This is a genomic window from Roseovarius aquimarinus, assembly GCF_043661195.1.
Taxonomy (GTDB): domain Bacteria; phylum Pseudomonadota; class Alphaproteobacteria; order Rhodobacterales; family Rhodobacteraceae; genus Roseovarius; species Roseovarius aquimarinus.
In genome coordinates, this window is record NZ_JBIHMM010000002.1 from 235250 (window position 1) to 253560 (window position 18311).

Genomic DNA, 18311 nt, shown 5'->3' on the forward strand with positions numbered 1-18311 from the left:
CATCATATAGACAGCCCTCACGCTAAAGGAGGGGGGGCGCGACATTCAAGCGGGTAAAAAATCCGTGCCTTGCGCGCCATCGCCGCAGGCCCACCGCCAAAGCCGCGCCGCGCATGAAAAAGGCCGCCATCCCTGCCGGGAGGCGGCCCCTGATCCGCGGCGCGCGTCCGTTCAATCGCTGAAGGTCGCGAGATAGGCGATCACGTCGGCGCGGTCCTCGACCTTGTTGAGGCCAGCGAAACCCATCGAGGTGCCGGGCGCGTAGCCCTGCGGGTTCTCGAGGAAGGCGTTCAGGTTCTCGGGGCTCCAGACATCGGCCACCTCTTCGAGCGCGCCGGAATACTGGTAGCCGGTCGCCGTGTCCACTTCGCGGCCGACGACGTTGTAAAGATAGGGGCCGGTCGAGTTCTCACCCGCTTCGAGCTTGTGGCATGCCTTGCACTTGTTGAAGACGCGCTCGCCCTTGCCGGGATCGGCGGAGGCGAAGACTTCCTCGAAGGTGGGGCCGCCCTCTTCTTCCTGGCCGCCCTCGTCGCTCGCGGTCTCGATCAGATAGCCCTGAACGACTTCACCGTCATGATGGCCCGCGACCTCGGCGTGATACAGCTTCTCGGCGACGAACTTGCCAAGGAGGAACACCAGAAAAGCGCCTGCGAACCCGCCCAGGACTTTGGTGAATGTCATTGTATCGAACATGAGCTCGCTTCCATTTGATATCCGTTGGCCGCGTATCTATCCGCTTCCCCTCCCCTTGCGCAAGGTATAGTTTCCGCGACCAAATGCCCGCCCCGAGGCACCTCGCCGAAGGGCTTCGCCGGTATCGCGCACCGCCGATCACGCCGCCAGAAAGGAACCCCAGACCGATGAGCCAGACCATTGCCTTCCAGGGCGAGCCGGGGGCCTATTCGCATCAGGCCTGCATCAGCACCTATCCGGAGGCGACGCCCCTTCCCTGCCGCACCTTCGAGGACGCGATCGACGCCGTGCGCAGCGGGGCGGCGCAGCTCGCCATGCTCCCGGTCGAGAATTCGACCTTCGGGCGCGTCGCCGACATCCATCATCTTCTGCCGGGCAGCGGTCTGCATATCATCGGCGAGGCGTTCGTGCGGGTCGAGATCGCGCTGATGGCGGTGCCGGGCACGAAGCTCGAGACGGTCGAGCGCGCGGTGAGCCATGCGATGCTGCTGGGCCAGTGCCGCGCCTTTCTGGCCGAGCACGGCATCACGCGCGTGACGGGCGCGGACACCGCAGGCTCCGCGCGCGAGGTCTCCGAGCTGGGCGATCCCGCGACCGCCGCCTTGGCAAGTCCGCTCGCCGCCGAGATCTACGGGCTCGACATCCTGGCCAAGGGCATCGAGGACGAGGGCAACAACACGACGCGCTTTCTGGTGATGGCGCCCGAGCCCGACATGACGCGGCGCGGCGACGCGGGCATGATGACCAGCTTCGTCTTCGAGGTGCGCAACATTCCCGCCGCGCTCTACAAGGCGATGGGCGGATTCGCGACGAACGGCGTCAACATGACCAAGCTTGAAAGCTACATGGTGGGCGGCTCTTTCTCGGCGACTCAGTTCTATGCCGATGTCGAAGGGCATCCCGAGGATGCGAATGTTGCATTGGCGCTGGAAGAGCTCGATTACTTCACCAGCCAGCTCAATATTCTGGGCGTTTACCCCCGCGATCCCCGCCGGGACTGAGCAACTCACTGAAAAGATGTGATTATAGGCGCCCGTCGGACCCTCCGGTGGGCGTTTTTCATGCACTTTTCGTTTCATCCGCTCACGGCGGGCGCTTTGCCGCATCACGCCGGCGTGTGCCGCGACCGACGTCTCCATCACGTGGTCGCGAGGTGGGTTTCCATATCGGACCACTCGGTCCATATTACTCCCACAGCAGGACGACAACCGGACTGCACGGACTTGAAAACATCATAAACCCCAAGGAGTTAATACCATGAACCGCATCGCAATCATCCCACTTCTCGCCGTCACCGCAGTCCCCGCGCTGGCCAATGACTTCACCACCGCAGCCCGCGACATCGGCGACGGCGCCGAGAATTTCCACATCAGCGAACTGAGCACCGGTGAGCGTGCCGAAGGCTTCCGTGTCAGCGAACTCAGCACCGGCGAGCGCGACGCCAACGATCTTCTGAAGGCCCGCGACATCGGCGACCGCGCCGAGAACTTCCGGGTCTCCGAACTGAGCACCGACGAGCGTGCCGACGGCATCAAGGTCGCGGAACTCAGCACCGACGAGCGTGCCGATGGCATCAAACTCGCGGAACTCAGCACCGACGAGCGTGCCGATGGCATCAAGGTCGCGGAGCTCAGCACCGATGAACGTGCCGCTGGCATCAAGGTCGCTGAACTCAGCACCGACGAGCGTGCCGCTGGCATCAAGGTCGCGGAACTCAGCACCGACGAGCGTGCCGATGGCATCAAGGTCGCTGAACTCAGCACCGACGAGCGTGCAGAAGGTGTCCAGGTCGCGGAACTGAGCGCCGGTGAGCGCGCCGAAGCGACCATCGCCTGAGCTGAACCCACCAGTCACCAACAACAAAACGGCGCCGCTCTCCAGCGGCGCCTTTTCTGCGTGCGCGCCCGCCGTGGCCGCGTCAGGCGCTCCGCTTGTAGCGGTCTTCCATTTCCTTGGCGTAGGACGCGACGCGCATCTCGAAGCGGCGCGACACGTTGCCCTTGGCGAGTTTCAGCGATTGCAGCATCAGCCGGGCGGTCAGGGTCCGGGGCGTCAGATCGCAGGTCATCGCAAGCCGCGTGCGCCCGCGCGAGAGCGCCACGAGCTCGATCACCACATCGCCCGAAATGTTCTTCGACTCGCCCTTGAACGTCATCATGCTGGGCGGCTCGAACGAAGTCAGCGTAACCTCCACCTGCCGGCGCTTGCCCTTGAGATCGAAGGACGTGTCCCACATCATCCCTTCCGCGGGCGGCGTGCGATCGACCCTGCGCTGGACTTCGGCGCCGCGCCGCAGGATCGACCGCTCGATCGACGCGAAGTCGGATATCTGCGCGAAGACGTAGTCTATCGGCGCCTCGATATCCTCTCGGGTGGAAAAATGCATGTCTCTGTCTCGCCTCGATATATCGCCCGTTCGGCGCCCGCCCTGCGGTGAGCCACGGGTCTTGCGGTTATATTTGCCTCAATCCAGACGGTCCGCAAGCCAGTTGCGCAGCAGGAATTGCGCGATCGCCCCCTCGCGCGCGGGCATCAGGAAGGCGTGCCGCCCGGCCATCGCATCCGACACGTTCTCGCGGGTCACCCAGATCGCGTCCTCGATCTCGACGGGATCTATGGTGATCTCGCGCCCGAGCGCCCGGCCCCGCATCCCGATCATCAAGGAGGCCGGAAACGGCCAGGGCTGACTGGCGAGATACTCGACCTCGCCCACAGGCACGCGCGTTTCCTCATAGACCTCGCGCCGCACGGCGGCCTCGAGCGTCTCACCCGGCTCGACGAAGCCCGCGAGCAGCGAATACATCCCCTCGGGCCATCCCGGCGAGCGGCCCAGAAGCGCCGAATTGCCATCGGTCACGAGCATGATGACCACGGGATCGGTGCGCGGGAAATGGTGGGCACCGCAGCTTGGACAGGTGCGCTGCCATCCGGCCTGCACGATCTCGCTCGGCGCGCCGCAGCGCGCGCAGAAGCCGTGGATGTCGTGCCAGCCGAAGAGCGCGCGCGCGGTCGCGGCCTCGGCGGCCTCCTCGGCATCCAGAAGCACCATGATCCGGCGCAGCTCGGCGAAGACGGCGTCCGGCAGATCGGGATGGCTCTGCTCGGTCGGGTCGGCGAAACTGTCGAGGGTGCCGGGCATGTCGGCGGGCGTCCAATGCGAGATGTCATGCGCGAAGACGAGCGTGCCGTCCTCCCGGCGGCCGAGCAGCACACGCCGCGCACCGCCCAGCACCGGATGATCGAGCGGCAGGCGCATGAGCGGGGCGAGCGCGCCCGCGCACACCAAGGGCTTGCCCCGCCACATTAGGATCGTACCGCCCCCCGCCATGCGCGCCGCCGCATCGAGGTCCGTTCCGCGCAGCTCCGCCGCGCGGTCGAGCGTGCCGCCCCCGAAGGTCACCGTCTCGGCCAGCTTCATCCACCATGCCCCCATCCCATCCGGCCCGAGGTGCCATGATCGCCGGGGCTGCGCAAGCGCTGCATGACCTGCCGGCAACACTCGGGCGAAAACGCCACGACTCACCTCAAGGTTGTTTCTTAACGTTTTGAAATTTCTATGAGCTGTATTAGCGAGGTAAGGAGGAAGGCGCCCCAAACCGCAGGCGCGCCACATCCGAAGGATCGCGCATGACGATAAATCCGGCTCGGGAGCTTCAGGACGCGGCCAGCGCCGCCGAGGCGGCCGCCGGCGTCTCGGCGCGGCTCCGGCTTCTCTGCACGACCGATCTGCACGCGCATCTCATGGCCTACGATTACTATGCCGACGCGGATGACCGGCCCTTCGGCCTCGTGCGCATAGCGACCGTCATTCACGCCGCCCGCGCCGAGGCGCCGAACACACTGCTTCTGGATAACGGCGACGCGCTTCAAGGCTCCCCGATCGGCGATCCCGAGGCGCCGGGCAGCGCCGAGCCCAGTCCGGTGATCGCCGCGATGAACCGTCTGGGCTATGACGCGGCGGCGCTCGGCAATCACGAGTTCAACCACGGGCTCGACTGGCTGTCCTACGCGCTCGGGCAGGCCGCCTTTCCGGTAACCTGCGCGAATATCGCGCTGAGCGCGCCGCCGCCCGGCTGGCCGGTCGTGCCGAGCCTGATACTGCCGCGCGAGATCTTGTGCGAGGACGGCGCGCGGCGCACGCTCCGGATCGGGCTCTTCGGCCTCGTGCCGCCGCAGGTCGTCCAATGGGATCACAGCCATCTCGCGGGCCGGCTCGAGGCCTTCGACATGACCGCGACCGCGCGCCGCATGGTCCCGCGCCTGCGCGCGGAGGGCGCCGATCTGGTGATCGCCCTCGCCCATAGCGGGATCGACCCGGAAGCGCCCGGGCACATGGCCGAGAACGCGGCCCTCGCCCTTGCGGATATCGACGGGATCGACGCGATCATGACAGGCCACAGCCACGCGCTCTTTCCCGATCCGGGTACGCCCTCCAGGCGCGATGCGAGGATCGATCACGTGAGGGGGCGCCTCGGCGGCACGCCCGCCCTGATGGCCGGGGCCTGCGGCACGCATCTGGGCGTGCTCGACCTGCGGCTCATGCGCGAGGCGGGCCGATGGCGCGTCGCCGCCCACAGCGCGGCGCTGCGCCCGGCGCGGAACAGCGCGCGCGACAAGGGGCTCGAAGAAACGCTCGCCCCCGCGCATGCGCACACGCTCGCCCGCATGCGCCAACCCATCGGCAGTGCGCCGCAGCGGCTTCACAGCTATCTGGCGCTCGCGCGGCCCGACGCCTCCGTGGCCGCTCTGAACGCGGTGCAGACCCGCCTTCTGCGCCGCGCGGTCGCGGGCACCGCCCTTGACGCGCTGCCCATCCTGTCGGCCACCCCCGCCTTCAAGACCGGCGGGCGCGGTGGGCCGCGCAACTTCACCGATCTGCCCGAGGGCGCGCTGTCGCTCCGCCACGCGGCGGACCTCTACCCCTTCCCCAACCGCCTCTGCGGGATCGAGATCGACGGCGCGGGCCTTCTCGATTGGCTCGAGCGGGCGGCGATCTGCTTTGCAACGATCCGGGCCGGAGAGCCGGGGCAGATGCTGCGCGACATGGACGTGCCGGGGCATGATTTCGACGTGATATCTGGGCTGAGCTACACCATCGATCTTTCGGCACAGCCGCTCTATGGCCGCACCGGCGCGCGGCGCACGGGCGCGGAAGGCCGCATCCGCGATCTGCAATTCGAGGGCCGGGCCATCCCGCCCGGAATGCGTTTTCTGCTCGCCACGAACACCTATCGCGCCCATGGCGCGGGCGCCTTTCCGCCCGTGCCCGCCGCGCGCATCGCGCATGTCGCTGACCTGCCGCTGCAAGACGCATTGGCCGAGGAGATCGGCCGCGCCCCGCTCGCGCCGCCGCCGGGGTTCGAGACGGCATGGCGCTTCGCTTTGATGCCGGGGACCGAGGTGCTGCTCGATACCGGGCCGGGCCTGCGCAGCGATCCGGGCGCGCTCGCCGCGCTCGGCGCGCGTGATCTCGGCGATACGGAGGACGGGTTCTGCCGCATCGCCATCCCGCTCGCCATGCCGGCCCTCACAAAAACGTGAGCCGTGTGCGGCGCTGGCCGCGCTACCTCAGACGGGACAGCAACAGGAGATACGACATGACGACGCATCGCATGAGCCGCCGCACCCTTCTCGGCGCGGCCGCAGCCCTCCCCCTCGCCCATGCCGCGCAAGCCGCGGCCCCGATGCTCGGCGCCTCCGCCGCGATCCACCGCCGGATAGCTCTGGGCGGTTTCGAGGTGACGACGCTGCTCGCCGGCAGCATGCCGCGCGAGGATCCGCATTCGATCTTCGGCCTCGACGTGGACGCCGAAACATTCGAGCAGGTGGCGCGGGATGCGCTTTTGCCGGTGGACGTCGCGCAATTCTTCTTCACTCCGACGCTGGTGAATACGGGCGAGGCGCTCGTCCTCTTCGACACCGGGCTCGATCCCGCCGGGATCACGGCGGCGCTCGAGGCGGCGGGCTACAGCGCCGATCAGGTCGATATCGTGGTCCTCACGCATATGCATGGCGATCATATCGGCGGATTGCGCGGCGACGAGGCGCCGACCTTCCCCAACGCGCGCTACGTCACAGGCGCCGCGGAATACGATCACTGGGCGGCGGCGGGGAACGATACGTTCGACGCCAAGATGCGCCCCTTCGCCGATCAGACCACGATGATCGCCCCGGGCCAAGAGGCCGCGGGCGGCATCACCGCCGTCGAGGCCTTCGGCCACACGCCCGGCCACATGGCCTACCGCATCGAGAGCGAGGGCAAGTCGCTCCTGATCGCCGCGGATTTCGCCAATCATCCGGTCTTCTCCCTGGAGCAGCCCGATTGGGAGGTGAAATTCGACATGGACAAACCGGCAGCCGCCGCCACGCGGCGCAAGCTTCTCGACATGCTGGCCGCCGAGCGGATGCCCTTCATCGGCTATCACATGCCCTTCCCCGCCATGGGCTTCGTCGAGAAGCGCGGCGACGGGTACGGCTATGTGCCCGAAAGCTACCAACTCCGGCTCTGAACCGATGCCCGCGCGCCGCTTCCCTTTTGCCGGCGCGCGGGCCATATCTGGCCCATGAGCCAGCCCAGCCTCGCCCGTATCGAAGAAATCGCGCTCGCCACCATCGAGGCGCTGCCCGTGGCTTTCGCCGCCGCGGCGAGGCAGGTGGTGCTGCAAGTGGAGGATATGCCCGATGCGCGCATGCTGGCCGATCTCGGCATGGACGATCCGCTCGATCTGACGGGGCTTTACGAGGGCGTGCCCATGACCGAGAAGTCCTCGGCCTATCCCGACCCTTGGCCCGATACCGTCTGGCTGTTCCGCCAGCCGATCCTTGCCGAACTCGCAACGCGCGAGGGCGTCACGCTGGACGAGTTGGTCGCGCATGTGACGATCCACGAATTCGCCCATCACTTCGGTTGGTCCGACGACGATATCGCCAGCATAGACCGTTGGTGGGAATGACCGGCCTCAGGCCGCGAGCTTCTCGGCGATCTCGATCATGCGCCGCGTCTGATGTTCGATCGCGCCTTTCACGGTGTCGCTCACCTCGCCCGCGATGGCCGTGGCGCCATAGGGATTGCCCAGCTCGAACATCACGTCATCGGTATAGCCGGGCGCCGTGACGATGCAGCCCCAGTGGATGAACGTCGCGTGCAGATGCATCAGCGTCGTCTCCTGCCCGCCATGCGCGCTCTGGGTCGAGGTCATGCCCGAGGCCGGCTTGTTCGCCATCGCGCCCTTCTGCCAGAGCGGGCCAAGCGTGTCGAAGAAGGTCTGCATCTGGCTCGGCATGGACGAAAACCGCGTCGGCGCCGAAACGAGATAGGCGCTCGCCCATTCCATGTCCTCGGGCACAGCCTCGGGGATGTCCTTCATCCGCTCCAGCTGGGCCTTCCACGCGTCCTGCCCGTCGATCACCTCCTGCGGCGCGGTCTCGCGCACACGGCGCAAGCGGACCTCGGCGCCGGCCTCGCGGGCGGCGGCCTCGGCGCATTCGGCCATCCGGTGGTTGGTGCCGTAGGTGGTGTAGAAGAGGATCAAGAGGCGGGTCATGGAAATCTCCTTGCAAGGCTTTCCTGTCAATGCGCCCGCAAGCCCATATGTTCCCGCGTCATTCCGCGCGCGCCCCGATGCTTCATCTTGGCGGAAATACTTGGATCCCGGAGGTCAGCCATCCCGCCAGCGGTTGACGATGGGATAGCGGCGATCGAGCCAGAAGGCGCGCTTGCTGAGCCGCGTTCCCGGCGCGGACTGAAAGCGCTTGTATTCGCTGATGTAAATCAGGTTCTCGACCTTCGCGGCATCCTCGCGCGCATATCCCGCCTTCACGCAATCCTCGACGCTCCCGTCGCCGTCGACGAGGATCTCGAGGATCGCATCGAGGACCGGGTAATCCGGCAGGGAGTCGCTGTCCTTCTGATCCGCGCGCAGCTCGGCCGAGGGCGGCTTGTCGATGATGCGCGGTGCGATCACCTCGCCCTCGGGCCCCATCATCCACGGGCGGTGATTGGCGTTGCGCCAGCGGCACATCTCGAAGACACGGGTCTTGTAGAGATCCTTGATCGGATTGTAGCCGCCGTTCATGTCGCCATAAATCGTGGCATAGCCCACCGCGACCTCGGACTTGTTGCCCGTGGTCAGCAGCATTTCCCCGAACTTGTTGGACATCGCCATCAGAAGAAGTCCGCGCAGGCGCGACTGGATGTTCTCCTCGGTCAGATCCTCGGCGCGGCCCTCGAAGAGCGGCGCGAGCGTTTCGGTGATCGCGGCTCGGCCCTTGTCGATCGGCACGAAATCATAGGCGCATCCGAGCGCCTCGGCGACGGCCTGCGCGTCGTCGAGCGACGCCTGGCTCGTGTATTCCGAAGGCAGCATAACGCAGCGCACGTTCTCGGGGCCGAGCGCATCGGCGGCGATCACCGCGACGATGGCCGAGTCGATGCCGCCCGAAAGGCCCAGAAGCACCTTCTGGAACCCGGTCTTGCGCATGTAGTCGCGCAAGGCGAGCACCATCGCGTGATAGTCCTGCTCCATGAGGTCCGGCATGGTCGCGAGCGCGCCTTTCGCGGCGCTCCAGCCCTCGGGGCCGCGCGTGAAATCGACATGCGCCAGCGCCTCCCCGAAGAGCGGCAGCTGCACGGCGAGGCCTCCGCCCGGATTGAGCACGAAACTGCCCCCGTCGAAGACCTGATCGTCCTGCCCGCCCACGAGGTTGAGATAGACGAGCGGCAGGCCCGTCTCGATCACGCGGCTGACCATGATCGTCTGGCGGATGTGCATCTTGCCCCGGTAATAGGGCGAGCCGTTGGGCACGAGCAGGATCTCGGCGCCCGTCTCGGCCAATGTCTCGGCCACGTCATCATGCCAGGCATCCTCGCAGATCGGGCTGCCGATGCGCAGATCGCCCACGGTATATGGCCCTGCGACGGGCGCCGAGCCATAGAGCCGCACTTCGTCGAAGACCGTCTCGTTCGGCAGGTGGTGCTTGAGCACCCGCGCGCTGATCTTGCCGCCTTGCAGGATGTAATAGGCGTTGAAGAGCTCGGCCCCCTCGAGAGCGGGGCCGCCGATGGCGATGGCCGGCCCCTCGGCGCAGCCCTCGGCCAGCGCCGCGATCTGGGCCATGGCGGCCTGATGGAAGGCGGGCTTCATCACCAGGTCCTGGGTGTTGTATCCGGTGATGAACATCTCCGGCAGGGCCAGCATATCCGCCCCGGCGGCCTTGGCCTCCTCCCATGCCGAACGGGCGCGGGCGGCGTTGCCTTTCAGATCGCCGACCGTGGCGTTGAGCTGCGCGAGCGTCAGGCGGAACGTGGCGGGCCTGGGCTCGGAACGGTCACCGGAATGGGCACCGGGGCGGCCTGTCGTGCTGCCTTGGTCGGGGCTGTCGGGCATGGGGGCATCCTATCTTTGCGCCCCAACATCTAGCAGACGGGCGCGCGGAGGAAAGCCGATTTGACCGAATCGCGTTGCCCCGATGGGGGCGCTCCATTAACTTCTGCCAAAGCCACGCGGCAGCGCGGGCAAGGCTATCCGGGGCAGAGCATGGCAATCACCACAGCACGCAATTCCATCATCGCCGCATTGCTGGCCGCAGGAGCGGCCGGTCTGCCCGGTGACGCGCGTGCGCAGGACGACGCCATCCAGACCAAGCAATACGACGATGGCGGCGTCTATGAAGGCACGTTCAAGGACGGCCTCCAGCACGGCACCGGCACCTACACCCTGCCCAACGGCTATGAATATACCGGCGAATGGCAGGAGGGCGACATCACCGGGCGCGGCACCGCGCGCTTTCCCAACGGGTCGGTCTACGAGGGCGAATTCGCGCTCGGCAAGCCGAACGGCATCGGCAAGATCGTCTTCACCGATGGCGGCACCTACGAGGGCCAGTGGGTGAACGGCAAGATCACCGGGCGCGGCGTCGCCGCCTATGCCAACGGCGTGCGCTACGAGGGCGAGTTCCTCAACGCGATGCATCACGGGCGCGGCACGATGAGCTCGCCCAACGGCTATGTCTACGAGGGCGACTGGGTCGAAGGCACGAAGGAAGGCCGCGCCTCGATCACCTATCCCGATGGCGCGACCTATGAGGGCGAGGTCAAGCGCGGCGCGCGCGACGGGACGGGCACGCTCACCATGCCGGACGGGCTGGTCTACGAGGGAACCTGGAAGGACGGGCAGATCAGCGGCATCGGCACGCTGACCCAGCCCAATGGCGATGTCTACGAGGGCGAGCTGGTGGCCGGGCGCCGCGAGGGCGAAGGCCGCGTCGTCTATGAGAACGGCGACGTCTACGAGGGCGATTTCGCGGATGACAAGCGCGATGGGCAAGGCACGTTCACCGGCACGGACGGCTATGTCTATACCGGCTCCTGGGTCGCGGGCCGCATCTCGGGCTCGGGACGGGTCACCTATCCCGACGGGTCGGTCTACGAGGGCGACTTCCGCGACGATCAGGCCAATGGCGAGGGCAAGATCACCTATCCCGACGGCGCCACCTACGAGGGGCAATGGGTCGACGGCGTGATCGAGGGCCAGGGCCGCGCGACCTATCCCAGCGGCCTCGTCTACGAGGGCATGTTCAAGAACGCGCGCAATCACGGCCAGGGCGTGATGACCTATCCGGACGGCTATCGCTACGAGGGCGAATGGGTCGATGGCGAGCGCGAGGGCCAGGGGACCGCCACCTACAAGGACGGCACCGTCTATACCGGCGGCTTCACCGCCGGGCAGCGCGACGGCATGGGCCGGATCGAGATGCCGAGCGGCTTCGTCTACGAGGGCGAGTGGAAGAACGGCGAGATCAACGGCATGGGCAAGGCGACCTATGCCAATGGCGACATCTACGAGGGCCTTTTCGAGGATGGCAAGCGGCAGGGCACCGGCACGATGCGCTACGCGTCGGGCGAGGAAGAGACCGGCCAATGGCAGAACGGCGCGCTCGCCGCGGATACGAGCGCCGCGCCGAGCGATGCCGAGACCCCGGGCGAGAGCGCACCCGAGCCCTCCGAAGAGCCTGATCCGGAGACCGAGGCGGAAAGCGGTGACGCGCCCGCGCCCTCCACCGAATAACCCCCAGACGCATATGGGCGCGGCAAGCAAAGGGATTACCCAGATGACACGAACCGGATCCTGCCTCTGCGGCGCAGTCAAGTTCACCATTTCCGCTCCCATGGCCGAAACCCATGCCTGCCATTGCAGCATGTGCCTCAAGTGGTCGGGCGGTGTCGCCCTCGCCTTCGAAGTTCCGAAGGACGGCGTGACCTTCGAGGCCGGAGACGCCATCAAGGCCTATCAATCGTCCGAATGGGCCGAACGCGCATTTTGTGACATATGTGGTAGCGGACTTTATTCGCGACTGACGGCGCCCGGGCCGAAGCAGGGAACCTACTATTGGAATCTGGGCACGCTGGACGATCCATCGGGCATCCCTCTCGCCGGCGAGCTTTTCATCGACGCCAAGCCCGATGGCTATGCGCTGGCCGGGGACCATCACCGCATGACGGGCGCGGAATTCTTCGCGATGATCGAGGCCGCCGCCCGGAAGTGAGCCGCGTCAGCGCCGGATCATCATCGCAAGGCGGATGAGCGCGCGTTCGACCAGCGCCATCTGCGGCGCGGTCTGCCCCGCCGAGCGCAGCGCGAGATCCACCTCGGTCAGCACGCTCAGCGCCGCTTGCAGGTTCGCCGCGCCCCAGGCCTGCGCCTGACGCTGCATCCGGTCGCGGCGCGGCCCGAAGACCGGCGGGCGCATCCGCGCGATCCCCTGGCTGACGCCGCCCGGATCGGAGGCCGCGGTGTAGAGCGCCCGGAAGTGGCGCGAGGCCGCGATCACGAGCGCGACCGGCTGCACGCCTTGCGCCCTGAGTTGCTTCATCAGCGGTCCGATCTCGCCCGAGCGCGCCTCTGCCACGACGTGAAGCACATCGTCGAGATCGGCCTCGACCGAGGCGGGCGCACAGGCGGCGACATCCTCGGGCGTCACCTGCCCCTCGTCGTTCAGCTTGTAGAGCGCGAGCTTGTCGAGTGTCTGGCGGAAATCGCCCGGATCGAGCGCACGGCCGAGGTCATTGAGATCGCGCAAAGCCTCCTGCGCGATGTTCTTGAGGCCCGATTTCTGGAGCATCGCCTCGATCTCGGCGCGGCTCGGCGGCTCGTCGTAGATCGCGGCGGCATAGGCGTTCTTGTGCGTCTCGAACGTCTTGCGCAGCTTCGACGTGGGCTTGAGCTGTCCCGCCGTCACGATGATCTGCGCATCCCCCTCGCGCCAATCCTCGAGCGCGGCGAGGATGGGCGCCGCGAGCGCCTCGGTCGCGTCCTCGACGAAGGCGACGCGCGGGCCGGGAAAGAAACTCGCGGCCTTGACCGCATCGTTGAGCCTTGCAGGATCCTTGCGCAACTCGCCCGCTTGCATGCGCGTCACGCGCATCTCCTCCTCGCCCTTCGGCCCGACGAGGGCCGCGATCACCTCGGCGCGGCGCAGCGCGATGCGCATGGCGTCGGCGCCGTAGATCAAAAGGCCCGCCCGGTCGGCCTCGGGGCGGGCGAAATAGCCGGGCGCATCGCGGGGGCTGAGCTTCATAGGCCCGATCTGGGCACGGCCACGAGAAGGCGCGTGATGATCTGGTCGGTCAGGATGACCATGAGCCGCTCGCGCGCGTCCCGCTCGGCGGCCTGCGTCGCCACGGTGGTGCCCGACGCGGAATAGCCGGTGAAATTGCTGGTCTTGCCCGAAGTGATGACCGCCCCCGTCTCGAGATCGCGCAGCGCATAGGTCACTTCGCCCAGAACGTTATAGCGCGTGGTGACGTTGGCCCTCGAGACGGCGGCGCCCGCCGTGCTGACGGAGATCTTGTAGCTCAGCCCGTAGCGCCCCGGCTGCGCGCGCCCGAGCCGCGACTCGAACTCGCGCACCAGGAGGTAATCCTCGCGCGTCACCGGATCGTCGGCGAGGATCTGCCCCTCGAGCGCGGAGCCCGCCCGCCCCGGGCCATAGACCGGCGCGAAGCCGCAGGCCGGCAGCGCGGCCAGAAGGCCGAGGGCGAAGGCGCGGCGCGTGAGGCGGGGACGGATCAATGCGGGCTCCTGCGCGGTAGGGGATCAGATGACGACGTTGACGATGCGGCCCGGCACGACGATCACCTTCTTGGGCGTGCCGCCCTCCAGTGCCTTTTGCACAGCATCGGTCGCCAGCGCGATCTTTTCAACCTCGTCCTTGGCCATGTCCTGCGGCACCTCGACCTCGGTGCGGCGCTTGCCGTTGATCTGGACGGGCAGAGTGACGGTGTCGTCGACCAGCATCGCGGGATCGGCCACCGGCCATGGCGCGAGCGCGATCAGCCCCTCGCCGCCCAGCATGTGCCAGATTGCCTCGGCGAGGTGCGGCGTCATCGGCGCCATGAGCTGCGCCAGCGCGCGGGCCGCGCGCCGCTTGGCCGCCGCGCCCGCCGCGCTTTTCGCAAGCGTGCCGGTAAAGGCATAAAGCCGCGCGATGGCCGCGTTGAACCCGAAGGATTCGACCCCGGTGCTCACGTCGTGGATAGCCTTGTGCATCTCGCGCAAAAGCGCCTCGTCGGCCTCGGGCGCATCCGGCGCGTCGCTGGCCGCGATCTCGGACGCGATGCGCCAGACGCGCGCCAGATGTTTGTGCGCGGCCTCGGCCCCGGCGGCGGTCCATTCCACATCGCGCTCGGGCGGGCTGTCCGACAGAACGAACCAGCGCGCCGTATCGGCGCCGTAAGCCTCGATGATGCCCACGGGATCGACCACGTTCTTCTTGGATTTCGACATCTTGGCAGAGGGGATGACCTCGACGGGCGTTCCGTCCGCCAGCTTGCCGTCCCTGACGTCCTCGGGCAGGTGATAGACCGCGCGGCCCTTGGCGTCACGGGTCTGGTAGATCTCGTGCGTCACCATCCCTTGCGTGAAGAGCGCATTGAAGGGCTCGATGGCCTTCTCGGGCAAGTGGCCGGTGATCTGCATCGCGCGCGCAAAAAATCGGCTGTAGAGAAGATGCAGGATCGCATGCTCGATGCCGCCGATATACTGGTCCACGTTCATCCAGTAGTCGGCCGCCGCAAGGTCGGTGGGCGTCTCGGCCCGGGGCGCGGTGAAGCGCGCGAAATACCACGAGCTGTCGACGAAGGTGTCCATCGTGTCCGTCTCGCGCCGCGCCGCCGCGCCGCATTTCGGGCAGGGCGCATCGCGCCATGTCGGATGCCGGTCGAGCGGATTGCCCGGCACATCGAAGGTCACGTCGTCCGGCAGGCGGATCGGCAGGTTTTCCTTCTTCTCGGGCACGACGCCGCAGGTGTCGCAATGCACCACGGGAATGGGGCATCCCCAATAGCGCTGACGCGAAAGGCCCCAGTCGCGCAGGCGGAACTTGGTCACGCCCTGCCCTGCGCCATTCGCCTCGCAAAAGGCGATGGCGGCCTCGATGGCCTCATGCGCGGTCTGATGCGCCTCGCCCGCGAAGCCGCGATTGTAGAACACCCGCTGCGTTTTCGGCGGCACGAAGGCCTCGGCCAGATCTTCGCTCGCGCCCTCCTCGGGAAGGTAGGTGGGGATGATCGGCAGGCCGTATTTCACCGCGAAATCGAAATCGCGCTGGTCATGCGCCGGGCAGCCGAAGACCGCGCCGGTGCCGTAGTCCATCAGCACGAAATTGGCGACATAGACCGGCAATTCCCACGCCGTATCGAACGGGTGGCGCACCGTCAGCCCGGTGTCGTAGCCGCGCTTCTCGGCCTTCTCCAGCGCCTCCTCGGTGGTGCCGCCCTTGCGGCACTCGGCGGAAAACGCCGCCAGATCCGCATCGCCCTGCTCGAGCCGCTTGGCGAGCGGATGGTCGGGCGAGATGGCCACGAAGCTCGCGCCCATCAGCGTGTCTGGACGGGTGGTGTAGACCTCGACGCGGTCGAACCCCTCGGGGCCGCTATTGAGGCCGAAGGCGAATTGCAGGCCGCGCGACTTGCCGATCCAGTTCTCCTGCATCAGCCGCACCTTCGCGGGCCAGTCGTCCAGCGTCTCGAGCGCGCCGAGCAGTTCCTCGGCCATGTCCGAGATCGCGAAGAACCATTGCGTCAGCTCGCGCCGCTCGACCTCGGCGCCCGAGCGCCAGCCGCGTCCGTTCTCGACCTGCTCATTCGCCAGGACGGTCATGTCGACCGGGTCCCAGTTGACGACCGCGTTCTTGCGATAGACCAGCCCCGCCTCGAGCATGTCGAGGAACAGCGCCTGCTGCTGGCCGTAATATTCGGGATCGCAGGTGGCGAATTCGCGGCTCCAGTCGATCGAAAGGCCCAGCGGCTTCATCTGCGCACGCATGTCCGCGATGTTGCCGTAGGTCCATTCCTTGGGATGCCCGCCGATGGCCATCGCCGCATTCTCGGCCGGCATGCCGAACGCGTCCCAGCCCATCGGATGCAGCACGTTATGACCCGTCGCCAGCTTGTGCCGCGCGATCACGTCGCCCATCGTGTAGTTGCGCACATGGCCCATATGGATGCGCCCCGACGGATAGGGGAACATCTCGAGCACGTAATATTTCGGCTTGTCGCCGCCCTGCTGGGCCCGGAAAATGCCGGCCTCGTCCCAGGCTTTTTGCCAATTGGCTTCGATTTCGGCGGCGGAATAGCGGGACATGGCAGGCTCTTTCACGGGCAATGGCACGGGCAATGGTCAAGGCGCGCCTCGGCGCGGTCATTGGCCAAGGGTGATAGGCCGCGCGCGCGCCAGCGTCCAGTGCCGCGGCGCAAAAATGCGAGGCTTTGCAGGCCTCGCGCCTCTGCCTATAACCCTCGGGGCGAGGCAGGCAGGCGGGCAGCATGAGAATACTCTTCATCCACCAGAATTTCCCGGGGCAGTTCAAGCATCTCGCCCCCGCGCTGGCGGAGGCGGGGCATGACTGCACGGCCCTCACGCTCAAGGTGGAGACGGCGACCGATTGGCGCGGCGTGCGCATCCTGCCCTACAAGCTTCCGAGGCGCGACGCGCAGAAGGTGCATCCCTGGCTGATCGACCTCGACACGAAGGTGACGCGCGGCGAGGCGTGCTGGCGCGCGGCGCGCGCGCTGGCCGAAGAGGGCTATGCGCCCGATCTCATCCTCGCGCATCACGGCTGGGGCGAATCGATGTTCCTGCGCGATCTCTGGCCGCGCGCGCGCATGGCGCTCTATTGCGAGCTTTACCATCAGGCGGGCTATCCGCATCTCGACTTCGACCCCGAATTCGCCAGCAAGGAACCCGAGATCCAGCCCCTGCGGATGCGTCTCAAGAATCTCGGCAACCATCTGCATTTCCCGCTGGCCGAAGCCGGGATCAGCCCCACGAATTTTCAGGCGGACACCTTCCCGCCCGAGTTCCGCAGCAAGATCACGGTCTGCCATGACGGGATCGACACGGCGTTCTCGGCGCCCAGGCCCGGTGTCTCGATCACGCTCAAGGGCCATGCGCCCTTCACCCGCGACACCGAGATCATCACCTTCATCAACCGCAATCTCGAGCCCTATCGCGGCTATCACGTCTTCATGCGCGCCCTGCCCGATCTTCTGCGCGCCCGCCCCGAAGCGCGCGTCATCATCATCGGCGGCGACGAGGTGAGCTATGGCGGCGCGCCGCCCAAGGGCCGCACCTGGAAGCAGATCTTCCGCGAGGAGGTCGCGGACCGGATGACCGCCGAGGACTGGCGCCGCGTGCATTTCCTCGGGCGCATCCCGCACGAGGATTTCACCCGCGTGCTGCAACTCAGCCGCGTCCATGTCTATTTGACCTACCCCTTCGTGCTGAGCTGGTCACTGATGGAGGCGATGTCCTGCGGCGCGGCCATCGTCGCGAGCGACACCGCGCCCGTCCGCGAGGTCATCACCCATGACGAGACGGGACGGCTGGTCGATTTCTTCGACCGGAAGGCCCTCGTGCGCGAGATTTGCGATCTGGCCACGGATGCGGACGCCCGCGCCCGGCTCGGCGCCGCCGCACGCGCGCTCATGATCGAGAGGTATGATCTGAAGACCGTCTGCCTGCCCCGCCAACTGGCCTGGGTGGACGAGGTGATGGCGCTACCGCCGGTGGCGGCGGCGCGCGCGGATCAGTAGTTCTCGGCCTGGATGCGCAGCTGGCGCGCGCGCGACAGGATCGCGTCCTCGACCGCGCGGCGCGTATCCGCATCCACAGGGCCGCTTTGCGTCGCGATCGCCACGTTGAGCGAGCGCGCATCGAGCGCCGGATCGCTGATGAGGATCGTCGCGCGGTAGGCGCGCCCGCCGCCCGGCGGCACGCCGAAGCCGGTCGAGATCACGCCGGTGAACGGATCGGCGGATTGGATCGGCAGGAAATCGAGAACCTGGAGCGAAGCGGTCCAGAGGTAACGGTTCACCTTGACGCCCGCATCCTCGCTTCCGCGGAAGATATCGAGCAGGCTCGTGCCCGAGGTGACGCGCGCGCCGCCCTTGGACTCGCGGCCGCTTTCGATGGTCACGGCATCGGGATCGAATGTCGCCGGCTCGTCGCCGCAGGCCCCGAGAAGTGCCAACGCCGAGAGGGCGCAAGCGGCGCGTTTTACCGAAAAGAGCATCATGTTACCGTCCGACGTTGCCTCATCCCCTAGTAACCAACGCG

17 protein-coding genes are annotated in these 18311 nt (G+C 67.0%); 8 read left to right on the forward strand and 9 right to left on the reverse strand.

Annotation, left to right across the window (positions count from 1 at the left end; all coding sequences use genetic code 11):
- Nucleotides 1-171 precede the first annotated feature (171 nt).
- Nucleotides 172-696, reverse strand: a complete 525-nt coding sequence (locus ACGRVM_RS08535) for a c-type cytochrome (RefSeq protein WP_377170862.1) — start codon at nucleotides 694-696, stop codon at nucleotides 172-174.
- A 167-nt stretch (nucleotides 697-863) separates the two neighbouring features.
- Between ACGRVM_RS08535 and ACGRVM_RS08540 the strand changes: the two genes are divergently transcribed.
- Complete coding sequence (locus ACGRVM_RS08540; protein WP_377170860.1) at nucleotides 864-1697, forward strand: prephenate dehydratase; 834 nt, start codon at nucleotides 864-866, stop codon at nucleotides 1695-1697.
- Between the two features lie 256 nt (nucleotides 1698-1953).
- Nucleotides 1954-2532, forward strand: a complete 579-nt coding sequence (locus ACGRVM_RS08545) for a hypothetical protein (RefSeq protein WP_377170858.1) — start codon at nucleotides 1954-1956, stop codon at nucleotides 2530-2532.
- An 82-nt stretch (nucleotides 2533-2614) separates the two neighbouring features.
- On the opposite strand, the gene ACGRVM_RS08550 is transcribed toward ACGRVM_RS08545, so the two are convergent.
- Entirely contained in the window at nucleotides 2615-3082 is a 468-nt protein-coding gene (locus tag ACGRVM_RS08550) for an SRPBCC family protein (RefSeq protein ID WP_377170856.1), read from the reverse strand.
- Nucleotides 3083-3160: 78 nt separating this feature from the next.
- Entirely contained in the window at nucleotides 3161-4114 is a 954-nt protein-coding gene (nudC, locus tag ACGRVM_RS08555; RefSeq protein ID WP_377171389.1) for an NAD(+) diphosphatase, read from the reverse strand.
- A 209-nt stretch (nucleotides 4115-4323) separates the two neighbouring features.
- Here nudC and ACGRVM_RS08560 point away from each other — a divergent pair, with 209 nt between their 5' ends.
- From ACGRVM_RS08560 to ACGRVM_RS08570, 3 genes are read left to right on the forward strand one after another with little or no spacing between them, the layout of a single operon-like run.
- Complete coding sequence (locus ACGRVM_RS08560) at nucleotides 4324-6237, forward strand: bifunctional 2',3'-cyclic-nucleotide 2'-phosphodiesterase/3'-nucleotidase (protein WP_377170854.1); 1914 nt, start codon at nucleotides 4324-4326, stop codon at nucleotides 6235-6237.
- 56 nt (nucleotides 6238-6293) lie between these two features.
- Nucleotides 6294-7205, forward strand: coding sequence for an MBL fold metallo-hydrolase (locus tag ACGRVM_RS08565; RefSeq protein ID WP_377170852.1), 912 nt, complete (start codon nucleotides 6294-6296; stop codon nucleotides 7203-7205).
- A 54-nt stretch (nucleotides 7206-7259) separates the two neighbouring features.
- The gene (locus ACGRVM_RS08570) at nucleotides 7260-7649 is read left to right on the forward strand and encodes a metallopeptidase family protein (RefSeq protein ID WP_377170850.1); all 390 of its coding nucleotides are present in this window, start codon (nucleotides 7260-7262) and stop codon (nucleotides 7647-7649) included.
- A gap of 6 nt (nucleotides 7650-7655) precedes the next feature.
- On the opposite strand, the gene wrbA is transcribed toward ACGRVM_RS08570, so the two are convergent.
- The gene (gene wrbA, locus ACGRVM_RS08575) at nucleotides 7656-8240 is read right to left on the reverse strand and encodes an NAD(P)H:quinone oxidoreductase (RefSeq protein WP_377170848.1); all 585 of its coding nucleotides are present in this window, start codon (nucleotides 8238-8240) and stop codon (nucleotides 7656-7658) included.
- Nucleotides 8241-8354: 114 nt separating this feature from the next.
- Nucleotides 8355-10082 carry an NAD+ synthase gene (locus ACGRVM_RS08580; protein ID WP_377170846.1) on the reverse strand — a complete coding sequence of 576 codons (1728 nt, stop codon included), beginning with the start codon at nucleotides 10080-10082 and terminating at the stop codon, nucleotides 8355-8357.
- A gap of 150 nt (nucleotides 10083-10232) precedes the next feature.
- Here ACGRVM_RS08580 and ACGRVM_RS08585 point away from each other — a divergent pair, with 150 nt between their 5' ends.
- The gene (locus ACGRVM_RS08585) at nucleotides 10233-11762 is read left to right on the forward strand and encodes an MORN repeat-containing protein (protein WP_377170844.1); all 1530 of its coding nucleotides are present in this window, start codon (nucleotides 10233-10235) and stop codon (nucleotides 11760-11762) included.
- Nucleotides 11763-11805: 43 nt separating this feature from the next.
- The gene (locus ACGRVM_RS08590; RefSeq protein WP_377170842.1) at nucleotides 11806-12240 is read left to right on the forward strand and encodes a GFA family protein; all 435 of its coding nucleotides are present in this window, start codon (nucleotides 11806-11808) and stop codon (nucleotides 12238-12240) included.
- 6 nt (nucleotides 12241-12246) lie between these two features.
- Here ACGRVM_RS08590 and holA read toward each other — a convergent pair whose 3' ends face one another.
- From holA to leuS, 3 genes are read right to left on the reverse strand one after another with little or no spacing between them, the layout of a single operon-like run.
- Nucleotides 12247-13272: a DNA polymerase III subunit delta gene (gene holA / locus ACGRVM_RS08595; protein ID WP_377170840.1), complete on the reverse strand. Its 1026-nt coding sequence runs from the start codon at nucleotides 13270-13272 to the stop codon at nucleotides 12247-12249.
- On the reverse strand, nucleotides 13269-13766 hold the full coding sequence (gene lptE / locus ACGRVM_RS08600; RefSeq protein WP_377170838.1) for an LPS assembly lipoprotein LptE: 498 nt from the start codon (nucleotides 13764-13766) through the stop codon (nucleotides 13269-13271). Before lptE ends, holA begins: the two co-directional genes overlap by 4 nt.
- A gap of 24 nt (nucleotides 13767-13790) precedes the next feature.
- The gene (leuS, locus tag ACGRVM_RS08605; protein ID WP_377170836.1) at nucleotides 13791-16337 is read right to left on the reverse strand and encodes a leucine--tRNA ligase; all 2547 of its coding nucleotides are present in this window, start codon (nucleotides 16335-16337) and stop codon (nucleotides 13791-13793) included.
- A 182-nt stretch (nucleotides 16338-16519) separates the two neighbouring features.
- Between leuS and ACGRVM_RS08610 the strand changes: the two genes are divergently transcribed.
- The gene (locus ACGRVM_RS08610) at nucleotides 16520-17788 is read left to right on the forward strand and encodes a glycosyltransferase (protein ID WP_377170834.1); all 1269 of its coding nucleotides are present in this window, start codon (nucleotides 16520-16522) and stop codon (nucleotides 17786-17788) included.
- Here ACGRVM_RS08610 and ACGRVM_RS08615 read toward each other — a convergent pair.
- A complete protein-coding gene (locus ACGRVM_RS08615; RefSeq protein ID WP_377170832.1) occupies nucleotides 17782-18270 on the reverse strand; it encodes a DUF3576 domain-containing protein in 489 nt (162 codons plus the stop codon). The two genes, ACGRVM_RS08610 and ACGRVM_RS08615, sit on opposite strands and share 7 nt — an antisense overlap.
- Between the last annotated feature and the right edge of the window lie 41 nt (nucleotides 18271-18311).